Raw genomic sequence first — 22,500 nt, 5'->3', positions numbered from 1 at the left:
GGAACCTCCAGCCTAGCTGGAGGTTTTCTGTGCACAACAAAAATGGCGCCTGATGATGGCGCCATTTCTATTGATATCGGCTTATATCGGTAGGTTTTAGGCTGCGGTAGCCAGTTTGGTGGCAAAACCGAGGAAAAGCAGCCCAACCATCGAATTACCCAGTTTGGCGAGACGTTTTTTCTCACTCAGGAAGTGGGTTAGTGCTGCGCCAGCAAAAATGAGCAGCGACATATAGACAAAGCTTATCATTTCCAGAATCACCGCCAGTATCACGAAGGACAGGCCGGTGTGGGCATAACTTTGATCGATAAACTGCACAAAAAACGAAACGTAGAACAAAATGGCCTTGGGATTGGTCAGGCTCAGGGTCAGCGCTTTGCGGAAAGTGTGTTCCACGATCTCGGTTGCTTCGCTCTGACCTTTTTTCACCAAGGTGCTGTAGAGGATTTTAAGCCCCAAATACAAGAGGTAAATGGCACCGAGCATTTTGACCAGCGTAAACAGGAAAGGCGAAGAGCGGATCAGGGAGGCAATTCCCACATAGGCGCAAAATATCAGTACTGCATCGCCAATAAACACCGCTAATGCAGCCTTATAGCCTTCTTTAACACCGCGGGTAATGCCTGTTTTCAGAACGAACAGGGTGTTTGGCCCCGGCACGATAATAATGAAAATGGCACCTAGGACATACGTCCAAAGATTCAGCACTCCATAACTCTCAAACACAACAACCTCATCATCAATTCACGCTGTGAGCGACTATTCTGTCGGAAATCTGTCCATTAAAAGCGAGCAGTATTCTACGCCGTTTCGTTGATTTATGGCAGCGGAGTGTGATCGCTGTCGTGTTTTATTTCAAGGAGAGATGGAAACAGATCGTGACGCGATCGGTCACGATCTTCGGGCTGATGTGTAAATAAGTGAGAGGAAAGTTCCGCTAATTGCGTGTTCAGGTGATTTATTTTGGGTCTATTACCCTGGCCATATGATAAGCGTCGATATATTTACCGTCGCGTAAGGCATAGCGTTTACTGGTTCCCTCGATTTCAAAACCAAATTTCTTGTACAGCGCTACGGCAGTATCATTATCAACGAATACCGTTAGTTCAATTCTATTGATGTTCAACCAGTTATCACATAAATCAATCATGGTTTTCATCAACGCACTGCCAACGCCCTGGCCCAAGAAACCCGCGTCTACTGCAATGCCGAAGGTGGCAACGTGGTTGCGGCGCGGTCTTTGTATTGTCTCAAGGCTGAGCTGGCCTGCGATTTGTCCGTCGATACAGGCAACGTAATAATAGATACCTGGCGCGGGAGTCCCCAGCTTCTTCGCCCACAAATCCGGAGCAGGTAGCGGAAGCTGTAAGGTGTCGCGATACACCTTCGGATGTGCATATAGCTGTTGCAGAGCCAAATAATCAGAAGGTTCTACCGGACGTATTTGCGCATGAGACATAGGGCTTTTCCTATTGATTAGTGTTTGAATAACCTAACAAAGTATCGGTTTATTCATCGCAGTCAATTATATTCGCATTGATTAAAAATAATGCTTTACAGTTGAGAGTGATAATGATTATCATTGTCATGCTTTCAAGTGAGACCATCAAAGTTTAGGTGTTCACATGACGAAGGCACGACATTGCTCACATTGCTTCCAGTGTTTACTTAGCCAGCCGGGTGCTGGCTTTTTTTTTGCCTTTTCTCGGTGGAATAGTCGCAACGGCTTGTTTGATTTCCGCATTTTCTGCCTCTGCACACGCTTTGTTTTTATGCTTTTTTCTTTGTCGAATTATTTGAACAGAGGGATGAGTTTTTTACGCTTTCATATTTTCCTGCGACATCTAGACTAAAGAAAACGTTGAGGAGAATTGAATATGATTTATCTACGCAAAGCAGAAGAACGCGGTCACGCTAATCACGGCTGGTTAGATAGCTGGCATACCTTCTCATTCGCTGATTATTATGACGCTAACTTTATGGGGTTCTCGGCGCTGCGGGTGATTAACGAAGACGTGATCGACGCTGGGCAGGGTTTCGGTACTCATCCCCATAAGGATATGGAAATTCTAACCTATGTACTATCGGGAACCGTAGAACATCAGGACAGCATGGGCAATAAAGAACAAATCCATGCGGGTGAGTTCCAGATTATGAGTGCCGGCACGGGTGTGCGCCACTCTGAATACAATGGTCGTAGTGACCAGCCGTTGCACCTATATCAAATCTGGATTATTCCTGAAACTAATGGTTTACCACCGCGCTATGAACAAAAGCGCTTTGATAACCCACAGGGGCGCCAGTTGGTGCTGTCTCCGGATGCTCGCGACGGTTCTCTGAAAGTGTTCCAAGATATGACGCTATCGCGCTGGGCGCTGAAAAAAGATGAACAATCTGTTTATCAGATTCAGGCGGAGCGCAGAATCTGGATTCAGGTAGTACGTGGCAAGGTTGCTATCAATGGTCATCACGCAGGCACCAGCGATGCTTTCGCCATTTGGGATGAAACCGCATTGTCGATTCATGCCGATGAAGACAGTGAGATATTGTTATTTGATCTGCCACCGGTTTAACCTTCATTTATCGGCTAAAAAGGGTATGCGCATCGCGTTATACCCTTTTTTTTGTTAAAATCCCCGCCCGTCTCTCTTGCGCCAGTTCATTGATAATGAAGAAAAAAAGGCCAGTGCTTCAAGATGTAGCTGATATGGTTGGCGTCACGAAAATGACGGTTAGCCGCTATTTGCGTAATCCGCAGCAGGTTTCCGCCGTGCTACAGGGGAAAATTGCGGTGGCATTGGATGAGTTGGGCTATATCCCCAACCGTGCGCCGGATATTCTGTCAAACGCCACCAGCCGGGCGATTGGCGTATTATTGCCTTCATTAACTAATCAGGTATTTGCCGAGGTTTTACGCGGTATTGAGAGCGTCACAGACGTTCACGGCTATCAAACCATGCTGGCTCACTATGGTTATCAGAAAGAGCTGGAAGAACAACGCCTGACCTCGCTGCTGTCTTATAACATCGACGGTCTGATTCTCTCCGAACGGAATCACACTCCCCGTACCTTAAAAATGATTCAGGTGTCCGGTATTCCGGTGATCGAATTGATGGATTGTGTTTCCCCCTGCATCGATCTGGCGGTTGGATTTAACAATTTTGAAGCCGCTCGCCAGATGACTCAGCAAATTATCACTCAGGGCCACCGTCACGTAGTCTATTTCGGTGCGCGTCAGGATGAGCGAACGGTGATTAAGCAGCAGGGTTACGAGCAGGCGATGAGAGAATCGGGTTTAGAGCCGGTCAGTATTATGACCAGCCGCTCATCTTCCTATTCTGCCGGTGGCGAGCTGTTGCGTGAAGCGCAGGTTAGTTATCCGCAGATCGACAGTATTTTCTGTACCAATGATGACTTGGCCATCGGCGCGTTTTTCGAATGTCAACGCCAGGGATTATCTATCCCGCAGGATATGGCGATTGCTGGTTTCCACGGCCATGATATTGGGCAGTCGATGGTGCCGCGTTTGGCTAGCGTACTGACTCCCCGCGAAAAAATGGGGCAAATAGGTGCAGAACGTCTGATTGCCAGGCTGCGTGGTGAATCGGTGTCACCCAAAATGGTCGATGTCGGCTTCACTATTCTGCCCGGTGGCAGTATCTGAATAATGGCGTTAAAGAAAAGGCCCGCTATCTTTCGACAGCAGGCCTTTTTTGTGTGAACTAACCTTCAAACTCAGCGAATTAAATCACCATAGCCAATAACAGGCAGCCGACTAATCCACATACTGAAATGATGGTTTCCAGCACTGACCAGGATTTAATGGTTTCCATAATGGTCAGATTGAAATATTCCTTAAACAGCCAGAAGCCCGGATCGTTAACGTGAGAGAAAATCACGCTGCCGGAACCGACGGCAATAACCATCAGCTCTGGGCTGGCACCGGTGGTGGCAATCAATGGAGCAACAATACCTCCGGCGGTAATGGCCGCGACCGTGGCAGAACCCAGCGCGATACGCAACAGTGCCGCGATAGACCAAGCCATCAGAATTGGTGATACGCCGCTGCCGCTCATCATACCGGCAATATATTGTTCAACGCCGCTGTCCACCAATACCTGCTTGAATGCGCCGCCACCGCCAATAACCAACAGCATCATAGCGATGATTTTAATGGAGTCGGTTACGGTATCCATTACCGATTCCATGGAGCGCCCGCGGTTCAGGCCAAAGGTGAAAATAGCGATTAATACAGCGATAAGGGTCGCAATAACCGGATCGCCGAAGAATTCGGCATAAGCCAGAACCGGATGCCCTTTTGGCAAAATCATCTCGGCTACGGCACGCAGCGCCATCAGAATAACCGGCACCAGAGCGGTCGCAACACTGACGCCAAAGCTCGGCATTTCTTCATCGGTAAAGGTTTTTGGGTTGTATAAACCTTCAGGAACCGGCTTATCAATGCCCTTCAGGAATCGAGCATAAACCGGACCAGCTAATATGACCGTTGGAATAGCCAGTAAGGTGCCGTACAGCAAGGTTTTACCCATATCGGCATGGAAAATGGTCGCAATCGCCGTTGGGCCGGGGTGAGGAGGCAGAAAGCCGTGAGTGACCGAAAGCGCAGCAGCCATTGGCACACCGATATACAGCAAAGGAATGCGTGCAGACGCCGCAATGCTGAATACCAGCGGTAGTAATAGTACGAAACCGACCTCATAAAACAGGGCAAAACCGACGGTAAAACCTGTCAGTACCACGGCCCATTGAATATGTTGTCTGCCGAATTTATCAATCAGCGTGGTAGCGATGCGTTGAGCACCGCCGCAGTCCGCCAGCAGTTTACCCAGCATGGCACCAAAGCCCATAATTAGCGCCAGGCTGCCAAGCGTGCCGCCAACCCCGGCTTTAATCGAGCCGACCACTTTATCAACCGGCATACCCTGCATAATTCCGACCGCCAGAGCGACCAGAATCAGCGAGATAAACCCGTTCAGCTTGAAACGGATCATCAGTAACAGCAGCATGGCAACGCCAACCGCGACAATGACTAATGGCATAGCATTTCTCCAACCTATTTATCGCTTTTAGTTATGATTTATTTACCCTGCTTTTTTCTCGCCGCAGCGGCGTTTTCTGACTTTGTACCTTGTCTCTTTCCCGTTGCAGCGACACCGGCTGTTTTGGCTATCTCGATTCACTTAGCGGACTAAGCTCCTCGGATGGAGGCCAATTGCCGTTTGGCTGTAATCTGAAAGCTATAGGTATTGATATTGCTCATTTTGCTGCAACGCGAAATTAGTGGGGTAGGGTGCTTATCCAGGACAGGTAACGGGATAAGAACCTTCCTTTTATTATTACGCTCAGTCTTTAAACAGGCTGGCGTGATTGCGCGATTGAGTACAAAACCCGGTGTTCTTCCCTTTGTGATAAAAGTCACATCTCCATTTGTTACCGGTATCATGATACCGGTAACATGTTAAAATACGGAACCGTCAAACAGGGTAAAATTCCCATTCTGAGATAGAGATCAAACTTATGGCAGGACATAGCATCATTGTGATGGGCGTATCGGGCAGCGGAAAAACGACGGTGGGTGAAGCCGTTGCTCATGCAATTCACGCCAAATTTATTGACGGTGATGATCTGCATCCGCGCGCCAATATTCAAAAAATGGCCAGCGGGCATCCGTTAAATGATGACGACAGAATGCCGTGGCTGGAACGTTTGAGCGACGCGGCCTACAGCCTGAACCATAAAAACGAAACCGGTATTATTGTCTGTTCTGCTCTAAAACGTCGTTACCGCGATTGCCTGCGGGAAGGCAATAAAGATATGGTTTTTCTCTATCTGAAAGGCAGCTTTGACGTGATTATGGAGCGATTAAAAGCTCGTTCGGGTCATTTTATGCCCACCGATCTGCTGAAAAGCCAGTTTGAAACCTTGGAAGAGCCTCTGGCAGACGAGAAAGACGTGATTTGCGTGGATATCGATGCCGATATTGATGAAGTAGTACGTCGCTGCGTGGCGGCGCTGAGCCATAAAGTCTAGCTTCGGCACCGCTTGGTTATCGGGGCCAATCGTGGCCCCTTGTGTGTTTTTATCGTCGTCGCCGATGAATTAGGCCGTGAGATAGGCTCTGACGCCATCTAAAAACATCTGGGTAGATAACATCACCAGAATCAATCCCATCAGTCGTTCCAATGCGCTGACGCCTTTATCCCCCAACAGACGTAAAAATACACCAGACATCAACAAGATAACTGAGGATAAACCCCAGGCGATCAGCAGCGCTAACACCAAATGGCTCATGCGATTTGGATATTGATGAGAAAGAAGCATCAGTGTGGCCAATATTGATGGGCCAGCCATTAGCGGAATTGCCAGTGGAACCAGGAATGGTTCTTCTCCAGCAGGTAAGTCGGTTGAGTGACCTTCATTGGAAGGGAAAATCATTTTGATGGCGATTAAAAACAGAATGATTCCGCCGGAAATCGAAACGGTTTCAGTGCGTAAGTTCAAAAACGCCAAAATATTCTCGCCCGCGAACAAAAAAATCAACATCAAGATAAGTGAGATAAGCAGCTCGCGAATCAGCACTACCCGTCGCCGCTTCGGTTCCAGATGCTTGAGCACCGACATGAAAATGGGCAAATTGCCTAAAGGATCCATTATCAAAAACAGCAACACGGTTGCCGCAATCATTTCTGTCATTGTGACCTCAACGGACTAAAAGTTTCCGGTATATCAAACCAGAGACGCTCGGGTATTAGGAGGATTACTGTGAATTCCTCCGGCATCGATTAAATTAACTTGCCACTTTTTACATATTTTGTAAGGTGGTATCAGGTCTCTCTTAGAGTCAGTCTGCCATGCCATTTTCGGCGGCGCAGCGCCACAAGACAGGCATCCCTTAATCGGTTGTCACCTCTTCCAAGGCAGGACAGTAAACATGAAAAACGTTGGTTTTATCGGCTGGCGCGGTATGGTCGGCTCTGTGCTCATGCAGCGCATGATCGAAGAACGCGATTTTGACGGCATCCGCCCGGTCTTTTTCTCTACTTCACAGCACGGTCAGGCTGCGCCTACTTTTACCGGTCAGCAGGGCACCTTGCAAGACGCTTATGATATCGACGCGCTGCGTGCTCTGGATATTATCATTAGTTGTCAGGGCGGGGATTATACCAACGGAATTTATCCTCAGCTGCGTGCCAGCGGCTGGCAGGGTTTTTGGATCGATGCAGCTTCTTCTCTGCGCATGAAAGACGATGCCATTATTATTTTGGATCCGGTAAACAATGATGTGATTCAGCAAGGGTTAAATCAGGGAATCAAAACGTTTGTTGGCGGTAACTGCACCGTTAGCCTGATGTTGATGTCACTGGGTGGCCTGTTTGCCAATGACCTGGTCGAATGGGCGTCTGTTGCCACTTATCAGGCTGCATCCGGCGGCGGTGCTCGTCATATGCGTGAGTTGCTAACCCAAATGGGTATGCTGCACGCTGGCGTAGCCAAAGAGCTACAGAACCCTGCTTCTGCCATTTTGGATATTGAGCGTAAAGTGACGGCGGCGACACGCAGCGGCACGTTGCCAACCGATAACTTTGGTGTGCCATTGGCTGGCAGCCTGATTCCGTGGATTGATAAAGCGTTGGATAACGGCCAGAGCCGGGAAGAGTGGAAAGGCCAGGCGGAAACGAACAAAATTCTGAATACCAGCAGCGTTATTCCGGTGGATGGGTTATGTGTGCGTGTTGGCGCTCTGCGCTGTCATAGTCAGGCATTTACTCTGAAACTGAAAAAAGACCTTCCGCTCATTGAAATCGAGGCGTTGCTGGCAACCCACAATGATTGGGTACGAGTCATCCCGAACGATCGCGAGTTGACGATGCGTGAGCTGACTCCCGCCGCCGTGACCGGCACGTTGAATACGCCGGTAGGCCGTTTGCGCAAGCTGAACATGGGGCCGGAGTATTTATCCGCCTTCACCGTTGGCGACCAATTGCTTTGGGGCGCGGCAGAACCGTTACGCCGTATGCTGCGGATTCTGGCGTAATCGCTGCCGCTCTAAAACTGTAGTTCTGAAGTCGCTAAAAAATCAAAAAGGTTGCGATGCTAGCAACCTTTTTTTATCGCTAAATATCAGCGGATTAATTCAATTTTCTGCTGCGGTATGGAACGGTAATTTAATCGAGATACGGGTATATATGTCCGTCTCACAGGTCACGGTCACGCCGTACTGCTGGCCATAACGCACCTTGATACGTCTGTCGACCAGATTCATGCCCAATCCGTCCCCGTCGGGCTTGGATTCATACAATCCCGCATTATCTTCTACTTCCAACGTCAGGATTCCATCCTGCATATTGCCGCGTAGGGTAATATTTCCATTGCTGAACATCTGAGAAATTCCGTGTTTAATGGCATTTTCTACCACCGGCTGCAAAGAGAACGCGGGTAGTCGGGCAGCCAGAATATTTTCTGGCAGGGCGATATTGACGTTCAATCGATCGGCAAAGCGCGCTTTTTCAATTTCCAGGTAAGCATTCACATGCTCAATTTCATCGCTCAGAGTAACGACATCGTGGCTGCGCTTCAGGTTTTTACGGAAGAAGGTGGAAAGTGAAAGCACCAGTTTGCGAGCGTGATTGGGATCGCGACGAATCACAACCGATAAGGTATTGAGGGCGTTGAATAGAAAATGCGGATTTACCTGAGCGTGGAGGAGTTTGATCTCCGACTGGGCTAATAATTGTTTTTGTTGCTCAAATCTACCCGCCATAATCTGCGCCGATAGAAGGTGAGCAATGCCTTCCCCTAGCGTGCGGTTGATACTGGAAAACAGCTTGGTTTTCGGTTCATACAGTTTAATGCTGCCGATGACGCGATGTTCTTCTCCTCGTAGAGGAATAACCAGCGTAGAGCCTAGTTTGCAAGTGGGTGAAATCGAACAGGTATAGGGCACCGCGTTGCCGTCGGCATAAACCACCTGATCCATTCCGATGGCTCGATGAGTGTGGTGTGAAGTAATCGCGGAACCGACAATATGATGATCTGAGCCGGTGCCGATAAAGGCCAGAAGCTTTTCTCTATCGGTAATCGCCACCGCCCCAACGCCCAATTCCTCATACAGAATCCGCGCTACTCGCATACTGTTTTGCTGATCAAATCCGTGTCGTAATAGTCCTTCTGCTCTGGCGGCGATCTGTAAGGCTTTAGCCGAAAATGCCGTGGTGTATTTTTCGAAAATAGCGCGCCGATCCAGTAGGATGCGCATGAACATAGCTGCGCCAATGGTATTGGTGATCATCATCGGCAATGCAATATTTTCAACCAGTTCCACCGCTTCGGAAAAGGGGCGCGAAACCGCCAGAATAATCAGCATTTGCAGCACTTCCGCCACTAACGTCATGCCAGCAATCACTAAAGGTTGGAACAGTAAATCCAGCCGATTCCTACGAATCAGGTAGTTATGAAGGAAGCCGCCTATCAGACCTTCCGCGACCGTGGAGAGCATACAGGCGGTCGCGGTCATTCCTCCCAGAGAATAACGGTGTAATCCGCCGGTTAAGCCGACCAGAAAACCGACGGATGGTCCCCCCAGTACGCCGCCTAAAACCGCACCAATAGCACGTGTATTGGCAATGGAATCATCAATATGCAGGCCGAAATAAGTCCCCATGATGCAAAACATGGAAAAGGTGAGATAGCACACCAGCTTGTGCGGCAAGCGGATGGTGACTTGCATCAATGGAATGAAAAGCGGTGTTTTACTGAGCAGGTATGCGATAACCAGATATACGCACATTTGTTGCAGTAATGAAAAAATCAGTTCGGTCTGGCTAACGCCCATGCTGTATTGCCTCCGTTATTTCCGAGGCCATTATAACGAAGGCATGAATGAGAAAATTTTAACTCGAACAACTAAATATAAAAAAACACAGACCGTGAGATCTGCTACCAAAGTGCCAATTTGAGTGAATAACTGCCGCTAACCCGAAATAAATTAACCGGATTATTCCTTTTAGTGCTGGAAAGGGATTTCCTTGATTGCTTAACCATTTTTTACTCACCTTTGACTATGCTTATAGCTTGGGGCGCGCATTGTCACAAGGGTAACTCTGAGCCGGGATTGAAATTTATCAGGGTGGTTTTTTGAGATTTTAAGCTAAAAAAATCGTCATTTTGATCGTCGTCATGATTTATACGGTAAATGGATTGCATGATAGATAAGTTGAATTTTTATTTGTCTTAATGATTTTTTCTTGTAAATCATGCTATTAGTCATAGGAAAGATAAAATGTCAGCACTTCCCGAGCAAAATGTGATTAATCAGGTTATTTGTGGTAATTATTCAGATCCTTTTTCCATTCTTGGTATGCACAAAGTTGCCGATATGCTGCAAGTGCGTGCTCTGCTGCCTGATGCTAAAGAAGTATGGGTAGTTGACTGCAAAACCAATAAGAAAGTCACTCGGCTCGATTGTATCGATTCCAGGGGCTTCTTTGCCGCTGTCATTCCTCGTCGTAAAAATCCATTTCGCTACCAGTTAGCTGTTATTTGGGCGGATAGTACCGAAATTATCGATGATCCTTATCGATTTGGCCCCTTATTGCAGGATATAGATAGCTGGTTATTGGCGGAAGGTACGCATTTGCGCCCCTATGAACGTTTAGGTGCTCATTTGATGTCTTTAGACGGGGTGGAAGGCGTCAGTTTTGCGGTTTGGGCACCTAATGCCAAGCGAGTGTCGGTTGTTGGTGCATTTAACTTCTGGGATGGGCGCCGCCACCCAATGAGGCTGAGAAAAGAAAACGGTATTTGGGAAGTTTTTTTACCGGGTGTACAGGCCGGACAGCTATATAAATACGAGATAATCGACAGTAATGGAAATATTCGCCTAAAAGCAGACCCTTACGCTTTTGAAGCGCAAATGCGACCAGAAACGGCCTCTCTGATTAGCCCACTGCCTGATATTGTTGAGAACTCTCCCATTCGACAAAAAGCCAATGCGCTCAATGCGCCAGTTTCTATTTATGAAGTTCATCTGGGGTCCTGGCGGCGACATACCGAAAACAATTTCTGGCTGAGCTACGGCGAACTAGCTGAACAACTGGTTGATTACGTCAAATATATGGGTTTTACCCATATCGAATTACTCCCGATGAGTGAGCATCCGTTTGATGGCAGTTGGGGCTACCAACCGTTGGGCATGTATGCACCGACCCGCCGCTTTGGAACGCCACAGGATTTCAGGCAATTCATTGAGAAAGCCCATCAGGCGGGGCTAAACGTGATTCTGGATTGGGTTCCAGGTCATTTCCCTAGTGATGAATACGGTCTGGCGCAGTTTGACGGTACCGCGCTGTACGAATATGCCGATCCGCGTGAAGGTTATCATCAGGATTGGAATACCCTGATTTATAACTACGGACGAAATGAAGTTCGCAACTATCTGGCAGGAAACGCTTTTTACTGGCTGGAACGTTTTGGTATCGATGGTCTGCGAATAGATGCGGTCGCTTCGATGATTTATCGGGATTACAGCCGGGCCGAAGGCGAGTGGGTGCCTAACCAATATGGCGGCAGAGACAATCTGGAAGCTATTTCTTTCCTGCGTTACACCAACCATACCCTCGGCGTAGAACGACCCGGCGCGGTGACGTTAGCGGAAGAATCCACCGACTATCCCGGCGTAACCTTGCCGCCAGAAGCCAATGGTTTAGGTTTCAATTACAAATGGAATCTGGGCTGGATGCACGACACGCTCAATTACATGCAGCTCGATCCGGTTCACCGCAAATACCACCATAATCTAATGACTTTTGGCATGTTGTATGCCTATACCGAGAATTTCGTGTTGCCGCTTTCCCATGATGAAGTGGTACATGGCAAACGCTCGATTCTGGATCGGATGCCCGGCGATGCCTGGCAGAAATTCGCTAACCTCCGCGCTTATTACGGCTTTATGTGGGCGCATCCCGGCAAAAAACTGCTGTTTATGGGATGCGAATTTGCTCAAGGGCGGGAGTGGAATTTTGACACCAGTCTGGACTGGCACTTGCTCGATGACGAAAACGGCTGGCATAGCGGCGTTCAACGTTTGGTGCGAGATCTTAACCATTGTTATCAAGATAATGCGCCGCTGTACGAACTGGATTATCAGCCGGAAGGTTTTGAATGGCTGGTGGTAGATGACCATGAAAACTCAGTTTTTGCTTTCCTGCGCCGTGATGCGGCAGGTAATGAATTGATCGCCATCAGTAACTTCACCCCGGTGCCGCGCTATAACTATCGAGTAGGCGTGCCCCGCGCCGGACGGTATCGCGAAGTGTTGAATACCGATTCAACCTATTATTGTGGCAGTAATTTGGGTAATCAGGGCGCGATTGATACTCAACAGATTGGCAGCCATAACCAGGATCAATCTTTATCGCTGACTCTACCGCCGCTCGCCACTCTTTATCTGCTGAGGGAGGGATAGCATGACCACGTTACTGACTGGTTCTCCTACTCCTCTTGGCGCGTATTTTGACGGTTCAGGGATTAATTTCACCCTGTTTTCGGCTCATGCCTATGACGTAGAACTGTGCCTGTTCGACGAAGCGGGGCGGGAGGTTCGCTTGCCGTTGCCCGCTCGCAGCGGCGATATCTGGCATGGATATTTACCCGGCGGTCAGCCTGGTCAGCGTTACGGATTTCGCGTTAGCGGGCCGTTTGATCCCCAATCGGGACATCGTTTTAATGCGCAGAAACTCCTACTCGATCCCTGTGCTCGTGCAGTGGAAGGACGCGTTGATGACGATCCGCGCCTGTTCGGCGGAATGGATCATGCCGATCAGCAGGATAGCGCCGATGCGATGCCAAAATCCGTGGTGGTACATGAGGAATATGACTGGCAGGGCGATTGCCCGCCGGCGGTGCCTTGGGGCAATACGATAATTTATGAAGCTCACGTTCGCGGATTAACTCAGCTACACCCCGACATTCCCGAGACGCTACGTGGCAGCTATGGTGCTTTGGCTCATCCTGTGATGATTGATTACCTGAAAAAGCTCGGTATTACCGCGCTGGAATTGCTGCCGATTCAGCATCATGTGGATGAACCTCGAGTGCAGAAACTGGGGCTAACCAACTATTGGGGCTACAACGTATTAGCGCCCTATGCGGTAGAGCCGGATTATGCATCCGGGCGGGAAGGTTTCTCACCGCTGCGGGAACTGCGGGATGCGGTAAAAGCCCTGCATCGTGCAGGCATTGAGGTCATTCTGGACGTGGTGTTTAACCACAGCGCCGAGCTGGACGCTGAAGGGCCAACGCTATCGCTGCGAGGGATCGATAATGCCAGCTATTACTGGCTGAACGCGCAGGGAGAGTATGAGAATCAAACCGGCTGCGGTAACGCGCTCAAGCTGGATCATCCGGAAGTGGTTCGTTGGGTAATCGACTGCCTGTGTTATTGGGTTGAGAGTTGCCACGTCGACGGTTTTCGCTTCGATCTCGGCGCGATTTTGGGGCGCACGCCTGAATTTCATCAGGACGCACCCTTTTTCCAAGCGTTACAAGCGGAGCCGCGGTTGGCTCATTGCAAAATGATCGCAGAACCTTGGGATATCGGCTGGGGCGGTTATCAGGTAGGCCATTTCCCTCGCGGTTTTAGCGAGTGGAATGACCAATATCGCGATGGAATGCGACGTTTCTGGCTACACAATCAATTCTCTTTGGGGCAATTTGCCCAACGTTTTTCCGGCTCTGCCGATATCTATGCTCAGCGGGAGCGTTTGCCTTCCGCCAGTATCAACATGATCACTTCACACGATGGTTTTACCTTACTGGATCTCCTGTGTTTCAACCAAAAACATAATCTGGCTAATGGTGAAGACAACCGCGACGGTACGGATAGTAATTTCAGCAATAACTTCGGGAATGAAGGATTAACGGCGGATGAGGCGGTCTGGCATAGGCGCAAGGCCTGCCAGCGGGCGTTACTCAGCACGTTACTGCTTTCACTAGGTACGCCAATGCTGCTGGCCGGTGATGAGCATGGCCACAGTCAGCAAGGTAACAATAACGCCTACTGTCAGAACAACGCTATGACCTGGTTGGATTGGACACAGGCAGATAGCGATCTGGCGAACTTTACTGCCGAACTTATCCGCCTGCGGCAAAAAATACCGGCGCTTACGCAAGACCGCTGGTGGCAGGAAGGCGATGGCAGTGTGCAATGGTTGAACATGCAGGGGCAGGAAATGAGTGCCTTAGCCTGGGAGCAGGGCTTTCAAAGAAAGCTCCAGATTTGTTTATCTCAACGTTGGCTAGTGGTGATTAATGCCTCCGACCAAGCCTGTGAATTGACTTTACCCGCCGGGAAATGGCTGCCTGTACCTCCTTTTGCTTCGCGCGATGTCGCTGAGCCGCAACAGACAGAATTACTTACGGGGCATAGCGCCGCATTTTCAGTGCGTGTGTTTGAACAAAAAATCTAAGGAATCCGCTATGGTTAAATTCGAAAATAGAGATCCGTTGATGTTAGCCAGACTACTGCCGCTTAAATCGGTAGCTCTGATTTTAGCGGGAGGGCGCGGTTCGCGCTTGAAAGACCTGACGGCCACTCGTGCCAAACCGGCGGTACATTTTGGCGGTAAGTTTCGCATTATCGATTTTGCCCTGTCTAACTGTCTAAACTCGGGCATTCGCCGGATCGGCGTCATTACCCAATATCAGTCCCATTCTTTGGTTCAGCATATCCAGCGCGGTTGGTCGTTCTTCAACGAAGAAATGAACGAGTTTGTCGATTTGCTGCCGGCTCAGCAACGTTTGAGCACTGAAGAATGGTACAAGGGAACCGCGGATGCGGTGTATCAGAATCTGGATATTATTCACAGATACAATGCGGAATATATCGTCATTCTGGCGGGTGATCACATTTATAAAATGGATTACTCGCGCATGCTGATTGACCACGTTGAAAAAGGGGCGAAATGTAGCGTGGCTTGTATTCCGGTGCCGCTAAGCGAAGCTTCGGGATTTGGTGTTATGGAAGTGTCTCTGGACTATCAGATCAAGTCGTTTACAGAAAAGCCGGAAGTTCCGGCATCAATGCCTGGAAATCCCGATATGGCGCTGGCCAGCATGGGGATCTATATTTTTAATGCGGATTATCTGTATAAATTATTGCTCGAGGATATGAATACTCTGGGGTCCAGCCATGATTTTGGTAAAGACCTGATACCTAAAATTACCGAGCGGGGAGAAGCCTGGGCGCATCCGTTTACTCTGTCTTGCGTGACTTCCAACGGCGACTTACCGCCTTATTGGCGTGATGTCGGGACACTGGATGCCTATTGGCGCGCTAACCTGGATTTAGCCTCGGTAACGCCGGAACTGGATATGTACGACCGCTCCTGGCCGATTCGCACGCATATGGAACCACTGCCGCCGGCAAAATTTGTGCAGGATCGCTCCGGTAGCCACGGTATGACCATGAATTCACTGGTTTCTGGCGGCTGTATTGTTTCCGGTTCCGTGGTGGTGCATTCAGTGCTATTCCCTCGGGTGCGGATTAACTCGTTCTGTACGATAGATTCAGCGGTGCTGCTGCCAGACGTTAATGTGGGTCGATCGTGTCGTTTACGGCACTGCATTATCGACCGCGCCTGCCAAATTCCAGAAGGGATGGTGATCGGTGAGAATGCGGAAGAGGATAGTGCACGTTTCTACCGTTCGGAAGGCGGAATTGTACTCGTCACAAGGGAAATGCTGGCTCAGTTGTAATTTAGCTTCAGGCTGGCGTGAAAACGTGAGCCTGATATTCTGGCCGAAGCCGTATGTTGTCTGTAAGCCTATTGGTAGCTGATGAGATACCAGGAGTAATGATGCGGGTTTTACATGTCTGTTCTGAGATGTTTCCCTTACTAAAGACCGGAGGATTAGCGGACGTTGTCGGCGCTTTACCTGCGGCTCAAATTGCCGATGGCACCGACGTTCGGGTGATTTTACCGGCGTTTCCCGACCTGAAAAACGGCATTCCCCATAGAGTATTAGTCAAAGAAATTGATACCTTCGCCGGGCGGGTGGAATTGAGTTATGGCACTTACAATGGCGTTGGAATCTACCTGATTGATGTGCCAGGTTTATACGATCGCCCCGGCAGCCCTTACCACGACCAATGGTTGAATGCTTACGGTGATAATCATCGGCGCTTCGCGCTACTTGGTTGGATGGCTTGCGAACTGGCCTGCGGGCTGGATAGCTACTGGCGCCCCAATATTGTGCATGCTCACGATTGGCACGCGGGTTTGGCCTGCGCCTATCTGGCGGCGCGGGGACGTCCGGCTCGTTCGGTCTTTACGGTACATAATCTGGCCTACCAAGGGCTATTTTCCGCTCACCATATGGCTGAGCTACAGCTTCCGCCGTCCTTCTTTAATATCTACGGTTTGGAATTCTACGGTCAGATTTCATTCCTTAAAGCCGGTTTGTTTTACGCCGATCATGTGACAACCGTTAGCCCGACCTACGCTAAAGAGATTACCCAGCCTGCCTTTGGTTACGGAATGGAGGGATTGCTGCAACAGCGAGCGCGGGAAGGGCGATTGAGCGGCATTCTCAACGGTGTGGATGAAGAAATTTGGGATCCGACCACAGATGCTCTGTTGGGAGAGCGCTATGATTCTGAAGATTTGCGAGGCAAGGCGGTCAACAAAGCCCATTTGCAGAAAGCCATGGGGCTACAGGTTACTGATAAAAAGCCGATTTTCGCGGTGGTTAGCCGCTTAACGGCGCAAAAAGGTTTGGATCTGGTACTACAGGCGTTACCCGAGTTACTCAGGCTGGGTGGCCAGTTAGTGGTGCTAGGCGCGGGGGATGCGCTGCTACAAGAGGCTTTTCTGGCCGCATCGGCGGATTATCCAGATCAGGTTGGCGTTCAGATTGGTTATCATGAGGCGTTCTCGCACCGGATTATTGCCGGTGCCGATGTGATCTTGGTTCCCAGCCGTTTTGAGCCTTGCGGCTTGACGCAGTTATACGGTTTGAAATACGGAACTCTGCCGTTAGTGCGCCATACCGGCGGGCTGGCGGATACAGTAGTGGATTGTGCTTTAGAAAATCTGGCCGATGGTAGCGCATCGGGGTTTGTGTTTGATGAATGTGAAGCAGCGGAACTGGAGCGGGCAATTCGCCGTGCCTTTGTGCTCTGGGTTCGTCCAAAACATTGGCGTCACGTACAGCGTCATGGGATGGAGCTTGATTTTGGTTGGCAGGTAGCGGCAGCAGACTACCGGTCGCTTTATCAACACTTGTTGTAACCACAAATTAGGGAAATACCGCTAATGACGACACCCTTTAGCTACACCTCACCCGTAGTCAGTGTGGAAGCACTGAAACACTCTATTGCCTATAAGCTGATGTTTATTGTCGGTAAAGATCCTTCCATCGCCACTGAGCACGATTGGCTGAACGCCACGCTGTTCGCAGTGCGTGACCGTATGGTGGAACGCTGGCTGCGCTCCAATCGGGCACAATTATCTCAAGATGTCCGGCAGGTTTATTACCTGTCGATGGAGTTTCTGTTAGGTCGAACATTGTCCAACGCGCTGTTATCTATGGGTATTTATGATGATATCAAAGCCGCGCTGGATGAAATGGGTATCGATTTCAATGAGTTGCTGGCCGAAGAGAGTGACCCAGGGCTAGGGAACGGCGGTTTAGGGCGTCTGGCAGCGTGTTTTCTGGATTCACTGGCGACTTTAGCCATGCCGGGGCGGGGCTACGGCATTCGCTACGAATACGGCATGTTTAGCCAGAAAATCGTCAATGGGCAGCAGGCGGAATCCCCAGATAACTGGCTGGAATACGGTAATGCCTGGGAATTCCCGCGTCATAACACACGTTATAAAGTGCGCTTTGGTGGTCGTATCCAGCAGGAAGGGACAAAAACCCGCTGGCTGGAAACTGAGGAAATTCTGGCCTGCGCCTATGATCAAATCATTCCTGGTTTTGATACCGATGCGACTAATACATTGCGTTTATGGTCGGCGCGCGCCAGTAATGAAATCAATTTGGGTAAATTCAATCAGGGGGATTACTTTGCGGCGGTAGAGGATAAGAACCATTCGGAAAACGTATCGCGAGTGCTGTATCCCGATGATTCGACCTATTCCGGACGAGAACTTCGTCTACGGCAGGAGTATTTCCTGGTTTCAGCCACGGTTCAGGATATTTTAGCCCGCCACTGGGCGCTGCATCATACCTTCGACAATCTGGCAGAGAAGATTGCCATTCATCTGAATGATACGCACCCGGTGTTGTCTATCCCTGAATTAATGCGTTTGCTGATTGATGAGCATAAATTTACCTGGATCAAAGCTTGGGGAATGGTGGAAACCATTTTCTCTTACACCAACCATACTTTGATGGCTGAGGCACTGGAAACCTGGCCGATCGATATGATTGGTAAGATTTTGCCGCGCCATCTACAAATTATTTTCGATATTAACGATCACTTCCTCAAACAAGTGCAGGAAGCCTTCCCGGACGATAATGAATTACCGTCCAGAGTGTCGATTATCGATGAAGGGAACGGGCGGCGGGTGCGCATGGCGTGGCTGGCCGTGATTGCCTGCCATAAAGTGAACGGCGTATCGGCGTTGCATTCTGAGTTGATGGTTCAGTCTCTATTTGCTGATTTTGCTCGTATTTTCCCGACTCGCTTCTGCAATAAAACCAACGGAGTGACGCCGCGTCGCTGGCTTGGGCTGGCGAATCGCCCGCTGGCGGCGGTGCTGGATGACAGCATTGGCCATAACTGGCGTACCGATCTTAGCCAACTGAGCGATATCAAACCCAATATTGATTATCCGAGCTTTTTACAGGCGATACAGAAAGCCAAGCTGGAAAATAAAAAGCGGCTGGCAATTTATGTCGCACAAAACCTGAATATTGTGCTCAATCCCGCGGCACTGTTTGATGTGCAGATAAAGCGAATGCATGAATACAAACGGCAGTTGCTGAATGTTTTACATGTGATCACGCGCTATAACCGTATTTTGCAGGATCCAGAGGCGAAATGGGTACCAAGAGTGGTGATCTTCGCCGGTAAAGCGGCATCGGCCTATTACAATGCGAAACAGATTATTCGCTTGATCAATGATGTCGCTAAAGTAATAAACAACGATCCTAGGGTGAACAACCTGTTGAAAGTCGTGTTTATTCCGAACTATGGCGTTAGTCTGGCGCAGATGATTATCCCGGCGGCGGATCTATCCGAGCAGATTTCACTAGCCGGAACCGAAGCCTCTGGCACCAGTAATATGAAATTTGCCCTGAACGGTGCGCTGACGATTGGCACCCTCGATGGCGCTAACGTGGAAATCCGAGAGCACGTCGGTGAGGATAATATTTTCATATTTGGTAACACCGCTGAGCAGGTTGAAGAATTACGCCGCAGTGGTTATAACCCGCGGAAATACTATGATGAAGACCCTGAGCTTCATCAAGTGTTGACGCAGATCGCCACCGGAATTTTCAGCCCAGAAGAACCCAATCGCTATACCAGCCTGTTCGATTCGTTGGTTAATCTGGGCGATTATTATCAGTTATTGGCTGACTATCGTAGCTATGTGGATACGCAGGACGCGGTGGATGAGCTATATCTACAACCGGATGAATGGACTCGTCGTGCGGTATTAAATATCGCCAATATGGGGTATTTCTCATCTGACAGGACGATTCAGGAATATGCCGATGAGATTTGGCACATTAAACCGATAAAACTCTAAGAAAAAACCGCCGCTTCTATCAGGAAGCAGGCGGTTTTTTTCATTGCGGCGCGTCTGTCGAATCAGGAAACCAGTGACAGCGTATTCATTTTCTCGGCATGAACTGCCGCCAACCATTCGGCAATGCGTTGTTTCTGCGCCTCATCCAGCCACATACCCAGTTTGGTACGGCGCCAGATGGCATCGTCTAACTCGACAACCCACTCTTTCTCAACCAAATAGCGCAACTCGGCTTCGTACAGGCCATGGCCGAAATCTTCGCCCAAATCTTTAAGGCTGGTGGCATTGGCCAGAATAATCTCGCTATGGCTACCGTAAGTGCGGGTATAACGGCGCGCCAGAGCTTCCGGCAGCCAGTTATAGTGATGGCGCAGTTTAACGGTATAACTGTCGCGATCGCCGCCGATATCGCCACCCGGCAGCGAACCGTTCTTAGTCCAGGCTGGGCCGACTTTCGGGTAGTATTGAGTCAGTTTTTCCAGTGCATGTTCTGCCAATTTACGATAAGTGGTCAGTTTGCCGCCGAATACCGATAGCAACGGGGCTTTGCCCTGTTCATCAGCCACGTCCAGCGTGTAATCGCGGGTCACGGCCTGCGGTGAGTCGGATTCATCGTCACATAGCGGACGCACGCCAGAGTATGTCCAGACAATATCGTCACGGCCAAGCTGTTTCTTAAAGTGGTCGTTATACACTTTCAGTAAATAATCGATTTCCTGATCGTCGATCTTCACATCTTTAGGATCGCCGTGGTATTCCACGTCGGTGGTACCAATAATGGAGTAATCATCCAGCCACGGAATGACGAAAACGATACGGTGATCTTCATTTTGCAGAATGTAAGCCTGCGGCTGGTTATGTACGCGTGGAACAACGATATGGCTGCCTTTAATCAGGCGGATACCGTAAGGAGATTTCAGTTTTAGACCATCGTCAAAGAACTGTTTTACCCAAGGACCTGTGGCGTTAACCAGACCTTTGGCACGCCAGGTGAAGGTTTTACCAGTATTGACGTCGGTTGCTTCTACCATCCACAGGCCGTTTTCACGCCAGGCGCGGGTCACTTTAGTGCGAGTACGCACTTCGCCACCGCGTTCAACCACTTCCTGAGCGTTAAGCACCACTAGACGCGCATCATCCACCCAACAGTCGGAATATTCGAAACCGCGCACCAGCTCCGGTTTTAGGACGGAATCTGCGCCAAAACGCAGGCCTTTACTGGCAGGCAAAGTGGTACGTTTACCCAAGTGATCGTACAGGAACAGACCGGCGCGAATCATCCAGGCAGGGCGCAGATGGGGCTGATGTGGCAGGCGAAAACGCATTGGGAAGGCGATATGCGGTGCCATTTTTAGCAGCACTTCGCGCTCGGCCAAAGCTTCGCTAACCAGACGGAATTCGTAGTGTTCCAGGTAGCGCAGGCCACCGTGGATAAGTTTGGAACTGGCGGAAGACGTAGCACAGGCCAAGTCTTGCGCTTCCAGCAGCAGTACTGACAGGCCACGTCCGGCAGCATCCGCAGCGATACCGGCACCGTTAATGCCGCCACCGATCACGATCAAGTCTTTGGTTTCCATGTAACCTTCCTCCAGATGTTCGAAACAGCTCTTTAATGTTCGTTTTCGCTCACGATTGTAATCAAAAACCAACAAACAAGCCAAGAGTTAACCAAAGAAAAACATTTATGCGTGATGAAGGTAACAGTTTTGTTGCGGGTTCATTTTAAAGATGTAATCAATGCAGCGAAGCAAACTTCCTTTGCGGGAAGCGTTTTTGCCGTCTTATAGATAGATTATAGGTGAAGTCTTGGGTGTCTAACTTGAGAGAAATGGCAGGGAATAGCGGCGAAAGTGTGGGTAAATATCGTCAATAGGGGCCGAAGCCCCTGATTGTAGTTCAAGTCTTATTGGGTGAGCCAGAGGGCGGGAATTAACACAGTTCTAGCTGCACATCATGCTGCTCAATGATTTTCATCACGCTGGCAGGGGGCTGCTGATCGGTAAACAGGTAGTCGATTAAATTCATATTTCCCAGATTTACCATCGCATTACGGCCAAATTTGGAGTGGTCGGTGACCAACATCACGCAGCGGGAGTTTTCGATAATCGCGCGTTTGGTGCGTACTTCGTGATAATCGAACTCAAGCAAAGAGCCGTCCATATCGATACCGCTGATGCCTAAAATGCCGTAATCCAGACGGAACTGGGAGATGAAATCCAGCGTGGCCTCGCCAATAATGCCGCCGTCACGGGTTCGCACTTCGCCACCGGCCAGAATCAGGCGGAAATCTTCTTTAGCGGTGAGTAAGGTCGCAACGTTTAGATTATTGGTCACGACGCGAAGATTTTTATGATTGAGCAGCGCGTGAGCCACGGCTTCTGGCGTGGTGCCGATATCGATAAACAGCGTTGCGCCATCGGGAATCTGGCTGGCAACTCGTTGAGCAATACGCGCTTTTTCCTCAGACCACATGACTTTTCGGTCGTTATAGGCCGCGTTGACCGAACTGGAAGGCAGCGCTGCGCCGCCGTGATGGCGATGAATTTTATTTTGATCGGCCAAATCATTCAGGTCACGCCGAATGGTTTGCGGACTAACAGCAAAGTGTTCTACCAGTTCTTCAGTGCTGACATAACCCTGAAGGCGCACCAGTTCAATAATCGCATCATGTCGCTGCGTTTGCTTCACGATAATCCCCTAATTTGCCCGGTTTACGGAC

General features: G+C 49.5%; 16 protein-coding genes. 9 read left to right on the top strand and 7 right to left on the bottom strand.

Annotated features, from left to right (window positions below):
• Window positions 1–96: 96 nt before the first annotated feature.
• Both leuE and ACQ4OC_RS13825 read right to left on the bottom strand, forming a co-directional pair.
• A complete protein-coding gene (leuE, locus tag ACQ4OC_RS13830) occupies window positions 97–726 on the bottom strand; it encodes a leucine efflux protein LeuE (protein WP_064515711.1) in 630 nt (209 codons plus the stop codon).
• A 232-nt stretch (window positions 727–958) separates the two neighbouring features.
• On the bottom strand, window positions 959–1,459 hold the full coding sequence (locus ACQ4OC_RS13825) for a GNAT family N-acetyltransferase (RefSeq protein WP_064515708.1): 501 nt from the start codon (window positions 1,457–1,459) through the stop codon (window positions 959–961).
• A gap of 418 nt (window positions 1,460–1,877) precedes the next feature.
• Between ACQ4OC_RS13825 and ACQ4OC_RS13820 the strand changes: the two genes are divergently transcribed.
• Together ACQ4OC_RS13820 and gntR are read left to right on the top strand one after the other, a co-directional pair.
• Entirely contained in the window at window positions 1,878–2,573 is a 696-nt protein-coding gene (locus tag ACQ4OC_RS13820) for a pirin family protein (RefSeq protein ID WP_064515706.1), read from the top strand.
• A gap of 95 nt (window positions 2,574–2,668) precedes the next feature.
• Window positions 2,669–3,664: a gluconate operon transcriptional repressor GntR gene (gntR, locus tag ACQ4OC_RS13815; protein WP_064515704.1), complete on the top strand. Its 996-nt coding sequence runs from the start codon at window positions 2,669–2,671 to the stop codon at window positions 3,662–3,664.
• 79 nt (window positions 3,665–3,743) lie between these two features.
• Here gntR and gntT read toward each other — a convergent pair whose 3' ends face one another.
• Window positions 3,744–5,060: a gluconate transporter gene (gntT, locus tag ACQ4OC_RS13810; protein ID WP_064515701.1), complete on the bottom strand. Its 1,317-nt coding sequence runs from the start codon at window positions 5,058–5,060 to the stop codon at window positions 3,744–3,746.
• Between the two features lie 478 nt (window positions 5,061–5,538).
• Here gntT and ACQ4OC_RS13805 point away from each other — a divergent pair, with 478 nt between their 5' ends.
• Window positions 5,539–6,051, top strand: coding sequence for a gluconokinase (locus ACQ4OC_RS13805; protein ID WP_064515696.1), 513 nt, complete (start codon window positions 5,539–5,541; stop codon window positions 6,049–6,051).
• A gap of 69 nt (window positions 6,052–6,120) precedes the next feature.
• On the opposite strand, the gene ACQ4OC_RS13800 is transcribed toward ACQ4OC_RS13805, so the two are convergent.
• Entirely contained in the window at window positions 6,121–6,714 is a 594-nt protein-coding gene (locus ACQ4OC_RS13800; RefSeq protein ID WP_064515694.1) for a YhgN family NAAT transporter, read from the bottom strand.
• Between the two features lie 238 nt (window positions 6,715–6,952).
• Between ACQ4OC_RS13800 and asd the strand changes: the two genes are divergently transcribed.
• Window positions 6,953–8,056, top strand: coding sequence for an aspartate-semialdehyde dehydrogenase (gene asd, locus ACQ4OC_RS13795; RefSeq protein WP_064515692.1), 1,104 nt, complete (start codon window positions 6,953–6,955; stop codon window positions 8,054–8,056).
• 99 nt (window positions 8,057–8,155) lie between these two features.
• Here asd and ACQ4OC_RS13790 read toward each other — a convergent pair whose 3' ends face one another.
• Entirely contained in the window at window positions 8,156–9,853 is a 1,698-nt protein-coding gene (locus tag ACQ4OC_RS13790) for a sensor histidine kinase (RefSeq protein WP_064515689.1), read from the bottom strand.
• Between the two features lie 447 nt (window positions 9,854–10,300).
• Between ACQ4OC_RS13790 and glgB the strand changes: the two genes are divergently transcribed.
• From glgB to glgP, 5 genes are all read left to right on the top strand, one after another.
• Complete coding sequence (gene glgB / locus ACQ4OC_RS13785) at window positions 10,301–12,484, top strand: 1,4-alpha-glucan branching protein GlgB (protein ID WP_120805326.1); 2,184 nt, start codon at window positions 10,301–10,303, stop codon at window positions 12,482–12,484.
• Window position 12,485: 1 nt separating this feature from the next.
• Entirely contained in the window at window positions 12,486–14,486 is a 2,001-nt protein-coding gene (gene glgX, locus ACQ4OC_RS13780; RefSeq protein WP_430971274.1) for a glycogen debranching protein GlgX, read from the top strand.
• A gap of 10 nt (window positions 14,487–14,496) precedes the next feature.
• Window positions 14,497–15,774, top strand: a complete 1,278-nt coding sequence (gene glgC / locus ACQ4OC_RS13775) for a glucose-1-phosphate adenylyltransferase (RefSeq protein ID WP_064515682.1) — start codon at window positions 14,497–14,499, stop codon at window positions 15,772–15,774.
• A gap of 101 nt (window positions 15,775–15,875) precedes the next feature.
• On the top strand, window positions 15,876–17,309 hold the full coding sequence (gene glgA, locus ACQ4OC_RS13770) for a glycogen synthase GlgA (RefSeq protein WP_064515679.1): 1,434 nt from the start codon (window positions 15,876–15,878) through the stop codon (window positions 17,307–17,309).
• 24 nt (window positions 17,310–17,333) lie between these two features.
• Window positions 17,334–19,781, top strand: coding sequence for a glycogen phosphorylase (glgP, locus tag ACQ4OC_RS13765; RefSeq protein WP_064515678.1), 2,448 nt, complete (start codon window positions 17,334–17,336; stop codon window positions 19,779–19,781).
• A gap of 62 nt (window positions 19,782–19,843) precedes the next feature.
• On the opposite strand, the gene glpD is transcribed toward glgP, so the two are convergent.
• Window positions 19,844–21,358, bottom strand: coding sequence for a glycerol-3-phosphate dehydrogenase (glpD, locus tag ACQ4OC_RS13760; protein ID WP_064515676.1), 1,515 nt, complete (start codon window positions 21,356–21,358; stop codon window positions 19,844–19,846).
• Window positions 21,359–21,710: 352 nt separating this feature from the next.
• On the bottom strand, window positions 21,711–22,469 hold the full coding sequence (locus ACQ4OC_RS13755; RefSeq protein ID WP_064515675.1) for a DeoR/GlpR family transcriptional regulator: 759 nt from the start codon (window positions 22,467–22,469) through the stop codon (window positions 21,711–21,713).
• Window positions 22,470–22,500 lie beyond the last annotated feature (31 nt).

The organism is Yersinia sp. J1 (genome assembly GCF_050586585.1).
In the GTDB taxonomy this organism is placed as follows: Bacteria; Pseudomonadota; Gammaproteobacteria; order Enterobacterales; family Enterobacteriaceae; genus Yersinia; species Yersinia entomophaga.
Note: the sequence above shows the minus strand (reverse complement) of the source record. Positions and strands in the feature narration are given on the sequence as shown.

What these genes read in the sequence shown, in the direction of transcription:
- ACQ4OC_RS13825 (WP_064515708.1), bottom strand. Translation starts at nt 1,459, where the DNA reads ATGTCTCATGCGCAAATACGTCCGGTAGAACCTTCTGATTATTTGGCT.
- ACQ4OC_RS13820 (WP_064515706.1), top strand. Translation starts at nt 1,878, where the DNA reads ATGATTTATCTACGCAAAGCAGAAGAACGCGGTCACGCTAATCACGGC.
- gntR (WP_064515704.1), top strand. Translation starts at nt 2,669, where the DNA reads ATGAAGAAAAAAAGGCCAGTGCTTCAAGATGTAGCTGATATGGTTGGC.
- gntT (WP_064515701.1), bottom strand. Translation starts at nt 5,060, where the DNA reads ATGCCATTAGTCATTGTCGCGGTTGGCGTTGCCATGCTGCTGTTACTG.
- ACQ4OC_RS13805 (WP_064515696.1), top strand. Translation starts at nt 5,539, where the DNA reads ATGGCAGGACATAGCATCATTGTGATGGGCGTATCGGGCAGCGGAAAA.
- ACQ4OC_RS13800 (WP_064515694.1), bottom strand. Translation starts at nt 6,714, where the DNA reads ATGACAGAAATGATTGCGGCAACCGTGTTGCTGTTTTTGATAATGGAT.
- asd (WP_064515692.1), top strand. Translation starts at nt 6,953, where the DNA reads ATGAAAAACGTTGGTTTTATCGGCTGGCGCGGTATGGTCGGCTCTGTG.
- ACQ4OC_RS13790 (WP_064515689.1), bottom strand. Translation starts at nt 9,853, where the DNA reads ATGGGCGTTAGCCAGACCGAACTGATTTTTTCATTACTGCAACAAATG.
- glgB (WP_120805326.1), top strand. Translation starts at nt 10,301, where the DNA reads ATGTCAGCACTTCCCGAGCAAAATGTGATTAATCAGGTTATTTGTGGT.
- glgX (WP_430971274.1), top strand. Translation starts at nt 12,486, where the DNA reads ATGACCACGTTACTGACTGGTTCTCCTACTCCTCTTGGCGCGTATTTT.
- glgC (WP_064515682.1), top strand. Translation starts at nt 14,497, where the DNA reads ATGGTTAAATTCGAAAATAGAGATCCGTTGATGTTAGCCAGACTACTG.
- glgA (WP_064515679.1), top strand. Translation starts at nt 15,876, where the DNA reads ATGCGGGTTTTACATGTCTGTTCTGAGATGTTTCCCTTACTAAAGACC.
- glgP (WP_064515678.1), top strand. Translation starts at nt 17,334, where the DNA reads ATGACGACACCCTTTAGCTACACCTCACCCGTAGTCAGTGTGGAAGCA.
- glpD (WP_064515676.1), bottom strand. Translation starts at nt 21,358, where the DNA reads ATGGAAACCAAAGACTTGATCGTGATCGGTGGCGGCATTAACGGTGCC.